Below are 11,382 nucleotides of genomic sequence, written 5' to 3'. Positions count from 1 at the left end.
TCACTAGCCGGCTGCCTTCCTCTCGGCTTGGCGCTCAGGTTGGGTGGTGTGTCCTGCCAGCCGGCGTAGAGCGTTCAGCTCGGCTGCCCTGCGGGTCGGCACGCCTGCTGACAGCAGCACCTGAGTCAGCGCGTCAACGATCTCCTTCGCTGCCGGAGGCGGGACAGCGTTGCCGATCTGCCGGCGGACGCGAGCGTACGCCGATGCCCGGTTGCGCACCGTCCCGTACTCGAAGACGAAGTCGTCGGGAAAGCCCTGCAGCCGCGCCTTCTCGCGGTTGCTCAGCCGCCGCGGCTCGACGTGGTGGTAGCCGTGCGTGCCGCCGCCGCCGCCCGCGATCATGGTGTAGGCCGGCTTGTCCGGGTCCAGCCGCCGGTAGACGTGGCTGATTAGCCCCTTGACCGCAGACGGGTGCCCCTCGGGGATGACGCCGTAGTTCGCCCCGGGCGGGATCAGCTCGAGCCGCTTGACTACCTCGGGTCCGTCGAGCCCGCGCTCGTGGTTCGGCGCGTCGTCCGGGATGGGACTTGTGTCGAGTGCGTCGGCGACTGTCACGTGCCGCCCGGCGTAGGGCTCCGGGATGATCGGCGGCCGAACCTTCAGGTCCCGGCGCACCCCGACGACGATCAGGCGCTCGCGGTGCTGCGGGACGCCCAGGTCTGCCATATCGATGACCTGGGCCGACAGGTCGTACCGCACACCCGGCCCGTTCCTCGGGCCGCTCACGAAGCTCGACGGCGACCGCAGAGCGTGCCGGACGAGGGTCCACGCAGCCCCGTGGTTGGCGGAGAGGAGGCCCGGCACGTTCTCGAGCACGAAGGCTGCCGGACGCAGCCCGTCCAGGAACCGCGCGACATGGCGGAACAGGTTGCCTCGCGCGGTTTTCAGGCCGTCGTGGTTCCACAGGGTGGAGTAGTCCTGGCACGGCGGCCCGGCGAGCAGGATGTCGCAGGGCACGTCTGGCACGTCGAGCTCCGCGATATCTTCGGCAACGATGTGCCGCCCCAGGTTGCGCCGATACGTCTCGACGGCCCACGGCTCGATGTCGTTTGCCCAGACGACGCCCACACGCTTGGTCTGCTCCGCGCCGAGGTCCATACCGCCGCAGCCGGAGAACATGGAAACCGCGGCGTAGCGACCAGCTGGCCGCGCCATCAGAGCCCGCCGCCCGACCCGACGGAAAGTCCGTGGCCTGCAGTAATCCGTCGGTGTTCGCCGACCGGTATCGAGGTCGCGTGTCGCGGGGTCTTCCTGAGCATGGGTTGCACCCTATCGGCAGCCTCCGACAGGAGGCAGGCGACCCGCAGGCATCATACGCACCCACGCTGCCGGTCGGGCTGCGATCAGGGACAAGGCCGCGAAGGCCCGCGCCGCAGCTGGGCTAGCAGGCGTGGGTGGCGTCCCGCAGCACCCGACTCGCGACCCGGACTTTACTTTCACAACATCAACTGAAGTACCTGCTATGTTTCCGTTCGTGGATCACCTGAGCGAAGCCGTCGCAACCCTCGGCAAGAACGGCGTGCTCACTCCCCTCGCGGACCTAATCCGGCAGGTGTACCGGAGGGCAGCTGACCGACACGAGCCAGACCTGGGCGACGACGCTATGAGCTTCGGTACCACGGTCTGGCGCAACCTGACGAACCTGGGAGCGGCGCAGTTCGGCGGCCTGGCAGGCGTCACTGCCCGGATCGAGGACAACTCGTTGGAGATCCTCTGCGCGGGCTACATAGTGCGGCTCTACTCCCTCCAGGGCGGCACCGGCGCGAGCGTCGAGTCGATCCGCTGGGAAGGCAGCGAAGCCCGGCTCGGCGGAGCCGTCGAGAACAGTCGAGGCGGCCAACTCGCACTGGACGACGACGAGCAGTTCCCCGAGGCGTTCACCGGTGTGGTTCCACGCCGGCGCCACGTTCGTGTCGCGCACGCGGGCGACCTCGACACCGGCGAAGCGGTCGCCTACCTCGGACTGCCGCGGGACAACCGCGACGGGGGATCCCCCTGGTTCGAGGTGCAACTCTGGATCGGCCAACCGGCTAACCCGGTGCTGGTGGCCACGGGCGGCAGCCCTGCAATCCCAGGTCCCGCGCTGCCCGGCGAGGCGCCGATCCCGGAGCTCGAGGTCATGGTCCGGCCGAAGCGGCGCGGTGACGGCGTGCGGCTGTCAGCGCTCGCGTGACGGCCACCCGCGAACGGGGAGAAGCACCGGCGCTGGCAGCGGCAGCGTTTCAGCCCCACGCGCTGACGCTCGCCCGCCGGTGGCGACGGATCCGCAAGAAGGAGCTGGCCCGCCAGGTAGGGGTGACTGCTGCCGCAGTGAGCCAGTACGAGCTGGCGCAGTCCCGCCCGTCGCCCGCGACGCTGGCCCGCCTCGCGCTCGCTCTTGCCGTCCCGGTCCGGTTCTTTGCCGCCGGCATTCCTGCGCCGGTGATGGCGGGTCACGCGCACTTCCGGAGCTTGCGCATTACGACACAAGCCGAACGGGACCAGGCCCTCGCATTCGGCGAGATCGCATGGCGTGTCGTTGACGCTGTCGAACAGCACCTACAGCTGCCGGTGCTGCGGCTGCCGTCGATCGACTTGCCAGAGGAAGCGTCCAGCCGCGACCTCGAAGCGGCGGCGGTAGCCGCCCGCCACGCCCTCGGTCTGGGCGACGAACCCGTGCCTCACATGGTTCGACTGCTGGAGGCGGCCGGAGTTGTCGTGCTCACGTTGCCAGACGTCTCCGAGCGGGTTGACGCCTTCTCCCACTGGTACGGGTCGCGGCCGTTCGTGTTCCTCAGCCCGAGCAAGAACGACAAGGCGCGGTCACGGATGGACGTGGCCCACGAACTCGCTCACCTGCTGCTGCACCACGACGCCGAGCCCGGCAGCCAAATACTCGAGCGAGAAGCGACTGCCTTTGGGTCGCAGTTCCTCGCACCGAGCCGCCAGCTCCGCGACGAGTTGCCCACCCGACTTGACTTCGAGCAGCTCCAGCGAACCAAACGCCGTTGGGGCCTCTCACTCAAGGCGCTCGTCTACCGAGGCCACGCCATGGGCATCTACAGCGACTACACATACCGGCGGGCCATGAACATGCTCGCCGAGTGGGGCTACCCCGAGCCAGCAGACCTGGGACACCGCGAACAGCCCTCACTGCTCGGCAAAGCCGCCGCTCTCCTCGCCGAGCAGGAGCACACCGTGACTTCTGTAGCAGAGCAGGCAGGCATGTCCTCCGACATGCTTCAAGCGGTGGTGTCGGCAGGATCGGAAATCACCCTGGGGCTCGACGTCGAGGCATAGTCGGTGCTCCGCCTGAAGTCCTGACGTGTACGGCTGACGTCGTGCCAACGTCTTCCTCCTCAGTAAACTCGTACCGAACCGAGCACTTAGCTGTGCTCCTCCCGACGGCGCGGCGAGTAACGGAGGAGCCGGGCAAACGACCGGTGAGCGGGTGTCATGCCCATGATCCGCTGCCGAGGGCCGGTCGTGCACAGGCCGCAGGCCGGACGCGTCCCTCCCGAATGCCGGAGTAGGACGTTCGACGCCACTGGCCAGCTCGCGGCCGTCGAATCCACCACGGCGATGGCAAGAAGGACCGCGGTCGCTGCGGCCAGGATTCCCAGGACGGTCCGTTCGAAGCCGTCACGAAGGGGTTCTCCGCGAATTTAGTTGTCGAAGGGGAGGCGTAGTAGCGTTCGCACTGCGATCGAGCGATCGCCATCCGTGAATGAGCCGTAGACTGGGCTCATTCGCTAGGAGGTGGCCGCGGTGCCTCGTCGGAGCCAGCAGTGGGTGTGGGCGGGACGGGTTGTCTTTGGTGTGCTCGTTGCCGGTGTGGTGGTGTACCTGGTCGTAGTTGGATTGGACAAGGCCGACAAGACGGCCAGCAGCATCGGCGCGGTCGTGGCGTTGGTTGCTTTGGCAGTTCCGTACCTACTACCACCACGGCAGAGTGGAGGCGTGTCGGTGCCCGATACGGACCGGGTAGAAGAGAGTGGTAAGGCCATCGCCAAGGCTGGTGGACGAGCCAACACCGGAGCAGAGACCGACGCCAGGGACCGGTCGGCACAGGTGGTCCGTTCAGGGGACGCGACCGCTGAGGGGCCAGGTTCAGTTGCCAACACCGGCATCCAGCGTGGCTCACAGTAATGGCCACCAGCGGAGCCGCAGCGGACGCGGAGCCTACTAGGGCCAGCGTTACCGATTCCGGCAGTGCGCGAGCGAACAGGGGTGGTGTAGCCAACTCCGGCATCATTCTCGGTGGTGTCAAGACCGAGTACCACCAGCACCAGGCTCCTGCAGTGCCGCTGTGGCCGGTGGTGGTGGGGCAGCCTCCGGCATTGGCATCGGCGTTCCAGCCAAGGGAGGGCCTACGGGAGAAGATCCTCAACACCCGCCGCTGCGGTGATGACGTGGTCTTGACTCATCAGGCTCGAGACCATGACGGCAACGCGCGGGTATTGGCTGGTGGCGGAGGGGTAGGTAAATCGCAGCTGGCGGCGTGGTTTGCCTGGGACGCCATCAACGGGCGCGCGACGGACCTGGTGGTATGGGTCAATGCCGCCAGCCCTGATCAGGTCATCACTACCTACGCCCGCGCCGCGGCGAAGGCCGGTGTTCCCGGAGCCGACGGTGCTGACCCGGCCGCTGACGCGACGGCGCTACTCGAGTGGCTGAACAGCACCGAGCGGACCTGGCTGTTCGTCCTCGACAACATCACTGACCCGGCCCTACTCGGCTGCTGGTGGCCGCCGCAGCGGCCCACCGGCTGGACCCTGGCCACGACCCGCCTGCAGGATGCCACCCTGGTCAGTTCCGGCCGGAGGAAGACTGACGTCGACGTGTACAGCCCGAGTGAGTCGCTGATGTACCTGACCGACCGGCTTGCCAGTGTCGGGTGCGCCCACCTGCTCGACGACCAAGCCCCGAACCTTGCCGCCGCGGTGGGGCATCTACCGCTGGCATTGTCCCACGCTGCCGCTTACATGATCGCTCAGGAGGAGGGGTGTGCGAATTACCTGGCCCGATACAAGAGTGGTGGTGAACGGCTGCCAGACCTCATGCCCGCCAGCGCAGACCCCGACGCCTACGGGCGGCCCGTGGCCGTCACCCTGCTGCTCGCTCTAGATGCCGCCGATGCTTCCGCACCTGTCGGGCTGGCCCGCCCCGCCCTAGCGCTGGCCGCCATGGCCGACCCGGCAGGGCATCCCGACGCACTATGGTCCACCCTTGCGGTCACCGAATACCTGTCCACCCACGGTCGGGATGACACCAGCGAGCCCGTCACCGCCGACGAGGCGTGGAAAGCGATGCGGCTGCTACACCGCTACGGGCTGCTCATCCACACCCCCACCGACACCACTCGCGCCGTGCGCATCCATGCTTTGACCGCCCGCGCCACCCGGGAAACCACCACCGATTCCGTATCGGTCGCCCACGCCACCGCCGACGCGCTGCTGCAACTGTGGCCAGACGCCGACCACGCCACCACCGATCTCATCAACGCGCTGCGCGCCAACACCAACACCCTGGCCGACATCGCCGGCGATCTACTCTGGCAACCCCACGGGCACCCACTGTTGTCCAGGGCTGGCATCAGCCTGCTACGCGCCGGCCTGCACACGCCCGCCGTCGCTTATTGGAAGCACATGACCGAACAGGCGCTCCGGCTGCTCGGTCACGAGCATCCGAACACATTGACCGCCCGTGCCAACCTCGCCGCCTCTTATGGGCAGGCGGGACGCATTACCGAGGCGATCACCATTGAGGAGAAGGTGGCCACCGACAGCGCACGCCTTCTCGGTGGGGAGCACCCGGACACGCTGGCCGCGCATGCCAACCTGGCGACTTCCTATCGACGGGCGGGGCGCACTACCGAGGCGATCATCCTCATCAAGAGGGTAGTCGCTGACTACGTGCGGCTACTCGGTGATGAGCACCCTCACACATTGAGTGCCCGTGCCAACCTCGCCGCCTCTTATGGGCAGGCGGGGCGCACTACCGAGGCGATCACCATTGAGGAGAAGGTGGCCACCGACAGCGCGCGCCTACTCGGTGACGAGCACCCGGACACACTGGGCGCCCGTGCCAACCTCGCTGTCTCCTATCGGCAGGCGGGGCGCACTGCCGAAGCGATTGAGCTCCTCACGAAGGTGGTCGACGACTTCGCAGGCCTTCTCGGCGATGAGCACCCCGATACGTTGGCCGCCCGCGCCAACCTCGCTAGCTCCTACCGGCAGGCGGGGCGCACTGCCGACGCGATCACCATTGAGGAGAAGGTGACCGCCGGCCGGACGCGCCTTCTCGGTGAGGAGCACCCGGACACGCTGGCCGCCCGCACGAATCTCGCTGTCTCCTATCGGCGGGCGGGGCGCACTGCCGAGGCGATTGACCTCTTAACGAAGGTGGTCGACGACTTCGTGCGACTCCTCGGTGAGGAGCACCCGAGCACCCTGATCGCCCGCACGAATCTCGCTGTCTCCTATCGGCGGGCGGGGCGCACTGCCGAGGCGATCGACCTCTTAACGAAGGTGGTCGACGACTTCGTGCGACTCCTCGGTGAGGAGCACTCGAGCACATTGACCGCCCGTGCAAACCTGGCGGCCTCCTATCGGCAGGCGGGGCGCACTGCCGAGGCGATTGATCTCCTCACCAGAGTGACTGCCGACAGTACTCGGCTGCTGGGCGATGACCACCCCAACGCGGTGGCGGCGGCTGGCGCTCTGCGGGAATGGAGAGGCGAGGCCTGACGCCTGCTGTTCATTCAAAGGATACGGGCTCCTCAGCTGGAGGCCGTTGTGCGCATTGGTTGTGCTCGACTGGCACTAATGTCTACGCTGCCACGGTTCGTTCAGAGGCAGATAGCTAATCGGATGTCGACGACCGTTGCAGCACAGCGGGTACAAAAACAGCAGGCCGGGCGGATCGTTTCCAGCCGCTCGATCCTCGGTCGAGTTGTCATCGATGATCGTCCGCCGCTGGGACGAGATCCGGCCCGCCGGTGTGGGCAGCCGCCTGCTCAGGGCCAACGCACTGGCCCTGCCCGGCATCGCGGCACCAGTGTGGTTGCTCGATCCGGTCGTCGCCGCCTGGAAACGTGACGAGGAGGAACGCGTCCTCGGCTCGGGCTTCCAACACGTACTCCCGCAGGTACCAGTCTCCAAACAAGGCGTTGCAGGAAGGGCAACTGAAGGCGGTGTAGGAACCTCTGGCGGTCGCGACGTAGCGGGATCCGAGGTTAGCGAGCGGCACGCCCACACGATCCGCCTCCATCGCCACGCGGCGACGCACGTCGGGCCGGGCTTCCGGGCGGTCCTGTGCCCAGATCAACGCATGGCGGGTCTCGGCTCTCGTTCCGCACGGTCCGTCGATGACCTCCCGTTCCACCTCCCAGAACAGCGAGACACCACTGCACCGATAGCAGGGATACTCGAAACAGGACACCTGCGTGATGGCCGGCTGGCCGGTCGCCACGTGGGTACGAAAATCGATCCGGCCGGTGAGTAGGCCGATGACGGCGTCGGCCAACGGCAGGGCGGTGCCGTTGACGACTGTGGTGACGCTGTCGGCAGCGAAGGCGGTGTGGAACACGGGCAGGTCGCGTCGTGGAAGCGGGACGCTGCGCTCGTACCGGGTGAACCACACGCCGTGGACGCCGTCGGCGGCATACCGGTGCTGACGGTGTTCGAACTGGTCCCCGGTCTGCGCGCTCCACTGGACTTCGAAGGCGAACTTGCTGGTTCCCCTGCTGGCCAGAACGTCGGCGACCCAACCGTTCCCGCGCGCCTCCGGTTCGGCGTCCCACTCGGCTGTTCGAGCGGCCTGCACGATGATGTTCTTGGCGTAAAGGTGCTGACCGGTTTCGACTCGATGGCTCGCGCAGTCGCTCGCTGCCCTGTGCGCAAAATGCCGCACACCGAGCTTGCTCGTGCGCAGGTACGCCACAGCGCCACAGTGCGGCAGCCGCACGGAACACCGGCCCGCCCGAACGTCCGTCCGTAGCGACTGCCATTGCTCGTCGGACAGCAACGTGCTGACCGTCCGTACGCCATCGACCATCGCGAGAAGAGGCACAGGTACATGCTCAGTGCCGGGTACGACAGTTCCATAATGCTGTGCCCAGCCGTTGTCGTAGCCCCCACCGGCAACCATTGGCAGGGCACGGGCGGTGTCTGAAGCCCCGCTCGCCGCGACCACGTCCTGTCACGACGACCCAACGGCAACCCTCGGGTTGGCCGATCCCTCGGCTCGTCAGCGTTGGTTGATGAGCAGGACGAGCCGAGGGCGTGGGCAACTTGAAGCGCTTGACACAGCTCCCTCGCGACTCCCCGAGCACCTATGGAAGCGGCGACGACCGCGGAGTCTCACACCGCAACGCATCGGACGTCAATAGCGGCGCGACAGGCTCGCCGCTGTCGACGCTCTTCTGGACATCGCCGTGATGTCACTGGCCGCGGGTCGCTTCCGGCGCGAGCACAGTGCCGCCGGCGCTACGCAGCGGCGAACTCGTTTGCCGATACGGTGAGCTGTCCGGATGATGCGAATGCCAGCCCGTCGGCAGTGCAGGAGGCACGGTGCGCGCCACGTTGATGGATCGTGCGGACGGCGATCAGATCGACCTCATCCTGACGCATCCGGCGCACCAGGAGACCCTGCGCGCATTGATCGATCTGATCCGGACATTACGCGCCTGCCGCTCTGCCGAGGAGTTGTACCACTTCCAGAGTCGGCTCCGTGGCATGGTCCTCGACACCGAGCAGCGTCGTTCCGCGATCAGCCGGCAGATCAAACGACTGGATAGGCACAGCAACCTCACCGCTGACGCACCCGAACTCGGCACAGCCCTCGACCGCACCGACCGGGAATCCTGGATATTGGAGAGCGACGTCTACGAGCGGATCTGGCGCCAGCTCAAGTCGATCGCGGACGCACTCGCCTGGAAAGTCTTCGGCTACCAGCGCAACATCATCGTGGCGCTGTCGCGCGCCGACGCCCCCGGCCCGATGTACGGCAAGACCGGCCTGGCCGCAGAGCTGGAGGTCATCGAGACCGCGTGGCGCGAGAGCCAAGAGTTCGTGCTGCACCACGACCTGACCAACGTCATCCGTGTCGGCGACGTCACCGTCCTCGACCGTGACGGCTGGGCCTGGCTCCGCGAGATCAAGACCAACCAGCGGTATCGAGTTCCTGCCCAGGAGCGGCTGCTGGCCGACACCTCTCAGGTCCTCGCCGACGAGACCGGCAAGTTGCCCAGCGGCTACGCACCGGTGCGCACCACCATCGACTACCGCACCGACCTGGCGGGCCTGCGTGACATCCTCGACTTGGCGCATGCGCGGACGGGTATCGCCGGAGGCGTGGTCTCGTCCGGCCGCGCGGTCGTGGCGGCCAGTCAGTTCACCGCCGCCGGCCGGTACACCGCTGAGGAGTTCGGCACCCGATTCAGCGCCGAACTCGCCCGGGTCCGCCGCCGCATCGGCGCCGACGACCCTGGGCACACGCTGACACTGCTGAGCATCGACCAAGCCGGTCGTACTCTCGTGCGCCCACCCTGGGCGATCTACCCGATCAAAGCCGAGGTCGCGGCCAGCCTCATCGCCGACGGCATGTTCTTCGCCGTCTGCATGAACCCGAACAAGATCATCGAATCGCTGGCCAAGGCTGGTGTCGAAGCGTCCTGGCTACAACGCCTCGACGGCACCGAGGACCCCTCGAAGCCGTTGTTGAACGTCGCCGTACGGTCGGGCAACCGGCTCTGGTCGACATCCCTGAACTTCGCCGCGATCGCGGAGCTGATGCTCGAGCTGATCGATCTCCGCACCTGGAGCCAGCAGGTCGCCGCGATGCTCAGCGGCGAGTTCGCTGCCGGCACGCGGCCCTGGCCGTGCTTCGCCAGGGAGGCCAGAGTCTGGGCCTGATTGCCCGGACGCCAGCTGTTTCGCTCGGTGCCATCGCCCGGCGGATCGGATCGGCTCGCGAAATGGCAATGGCGCCGTCAGACAAGGTTAGGCCGTCGTGATCAACGCTGAGCGTCTGTTCTCGGCGCTGCCGGTCAGCAGGGTGAACTCGTACTCTCCCTCGCCCTCGGGCGTCATCGCGTAGCCGGAGTACGCGCCGGTGAGCGCGGGTGGGGGCGTCGCAACGGTGTGACGTGAGATGTACGTCCAGGCGTTGTCGACCAGCCCTACGCACGCGATGTCGTGGGCCTTGGCGCAGTTATCGGCACCACTCTGGCGTCCGCTGGCGGCCACCACCACCCCCACCCCCTTCTGGGCGCCGGTGGACTGGACTGAAGCTTGGCGAGAAGCACCCGAACATCGGACCGTTTGTGCGACGGTTGTTTACCACCAGCGGCGCCTGACCCTGATCTCGCGTACGGGTATCTCGGAGGGGTGTAGAGGACGTTCGACGACGGGGCGCATCGTGTGGGGTGTAATGCGGTCGCGTTCGTGTTCCTCGGCGAACCGGGCGGCCTGTTCGTGTTCGCCGAGGTTGTCCAGGGCCTTCAGGAGGTCGGTTATCAGGATGTCGAGGCGGTGGGTTTCGGCTTCGGCGGCGAGGAACCGTTCGTGGTGGGTGACTGCCCGGTGGCCGCACCACTGGCGTAGTAGTTCGTGACGGGGCCGGTCGTGGCGGCGGTACCAGTCGTACTCCCATTCCGGTGAGGTCGACCGGTTGTCGCGGCCGACGCGGTGCTCGTCGCCGAACTTGCATTTGTGGCGGGACTGGGCTTCCTGCTCGATGACGAGGTCGAGGACCTGGGCCGGGTGGGCGCGGCACGTGGCCTCGACCAGTTGGAGGGTGCCGGCCGGTGACAGGATGGTCCCGCCGTCGTGGTCGAACCATTCAGCCGAGGCGAGGATGTCGTCGATCGGGCCGTCGATGATCTCGCTCAGCCGGGCCCTGTCGTGGATGTCGGTGGCGCATGACACCGGGGACCAGAGCAGTTCGGCTACGTCTTCGCTGATCAGGAGGCCGAAGATCTCCTCGATGCAGGCTTCCTCGGTGTGATCGAGGCTCTGATCGTCGATGCGTTGCCAGTTCGCCATCAGCGCGTCGAAGGTTCCGACCTCGTTCCACGGCACCCGCAGCCGCGATCCGGGGACCTTCTCCACCCGTTCGTCGGGGTCGTCGAGGAATCTGATCTCGAGGCGGGCGCTGGTCTTCTTCGGTTCGACGGCCAGGATGCGGACGCGTTCGGACGGTGTCTGGTCCGACTGCCGGTACGCCCATTCGTCGCCGACGGTGAAGCGGGAGGGGTCGATTCTCATCCAGCCGTCCTTCGGGTGAGCGTCGCTTGTTGCGTGGTACCGGGTCGTGCTGGCGGTTCGCGCCGCGATGGCGGCAGGTCCCGGCGCAGGCTCGTGCGCATCCGGCCGGAGGGTGGTGGAGGTTGAGGTGGAC

Annotated in this window: 8 protein-coding genes; 4 read left to right on the top strand and 4 right to left on the bottom strand. The window is 67.1% G+C overall.

The annotated features are described in order from the left end of the window. Positions 1-3: 3 nt before the first annotated feature. Positions 4-1,119 (bottom strand): DNA cytosine methyltransferase, encoded by a 1,116-nt coding sequence (locus tag ACFYO8_RS10155; protein WP_387257189.1) that lies wholly within the window; start codon positions 1,117-1,119, stop codon positions 4-6. 355 nt (positions 1,120-1,474) lie between these two features. Here ACFYO8_RS10155 and ACFYO8_RS10150 point away from each other — a divergent pair, with 355 nt between their 5' ends. The 3 genes from ACFYO8_RS10150 to ACFYO8_RS10140 all read left to right on the top strand — a co-directional run bounded on the left by ACFYO8_RS10150 (position 1,475) and on the right by ACFYO8_RS10140 (position 6,728). Beyond that, positions 1,475-2,173 carry a hypothetical protein gene (locus ACFYO8_RS10150; protein ID WP_387256996.1) on the top strand — a complete coding sequence of 233 codons (699 nt, stop codon included), beginning with the start codon at positions 1,475-1,477 and terminating at the stop codon, positions 2,171-2,173. Beyond that, positions 2,170-3,279 carry an XRE family transcriptional regulator gene (locus ACFYO8_RS10145; RefSeq protein ID WP_387256995.1) on the top strand — a complete coding sequence of 370 codons (1,110 nt, stop codon included), beginning with the start codon at positions 2,170-2,172 and terminating at the stop codon, positions 3,277-3,279. The genes ACFYO8_RS10150 and ACFYO8_RS10145 overlap by 4 nt, the downstream gene beginning before the upstream one ends. 1,001 nt (positions 3,280-4,280) lie before the next feature. Further along, positions 4,281-6,728 carry a tetratricopeptide repeat protein gene (locus ACFYO8_RS10140; RefSeq protein WP_387256993.1) on the top strand — a complete coding sequence of 816 codons (2,448 nt, stop codon included), beginning with the start codon at positions 4,281-4,283 and terminating at the stop codon, positions 6,726-6,728. A gap of 208 nt (positions 6,729-6,936) precedes the next feature. Here ACFYO8_RS10140 and ACFYO8_RS10135 read toward each other — a convergent pair whose 3' ends face one another. Next, complete coding sequence (locus ACFYO8_RS10135; RefSeq protein WP_387256991.1) at positions 6,937-7,923, bottom strand: hypothetical protein; 987 nt, start codon at positions 7,921-7,923, stop codon at positions 6,937-6,939. A gap of 629 nt (positions 7,924-8,552) precedes the next feature. Between ACFYO8_RS10135 and ACFYO8_RS10130 the strand changes: the two genes are divergently transcribed. Further along, positions 8,553-9,896, top strand: coding sequence for a hypothetical protein (locus ACFYO8_RS10130; RefSeq protein ID WP_387256990.1), 1,344 nt, complete (start codon positions 8,553-8,555; stop codon positions 9,894-9,896). Between the two features lie 87 nt (positions 9,897-9,983). Here ACFYO8_RS10130 and ACFYO8_RS10125 read toward each other — a convergent pair whose 3' ends face one another. Together ACFYO8_RS10125 and ACFYO8_RS10120 are read right to left on the bottom strand one after the other, a co-directional pair. Continuing rightward, entirely contained in the window at positions 9,984-10,235 is a 252-nt protein-coding gene (locus ACFYO8_RS10125; RefSeq protein ID WP_387256989.1) for a hypothetical protein, read from the bottom strand. 84 nt (positions 10,236-10,319) lie between these two features. After that, complete coding sequence (locus ACFYO8_RS10120) at positions 10,320-11,249, bottom strand: hypothetical protein (protein WP_387256987.1); 930 nt, start codon at positions 11,247-11,249, stop codon at positions 10,320-10,322. Positions 11,250-11,382 lie beyond the last annotated feature (133 nt).

Source organism: Micromonospora sp. NPDC005257 (genome assembly GCF_042872445.1).
Lineage (GTDB): Bacteria > Actinomycetota > Actinomycetes > Mycobacteriales > Micromonosporaceae > Micromonospora.
Note: the sequence above shows the minus strand (reverse complement) of the source record. Positions and strands in the feature narration are given on the sequence as shown.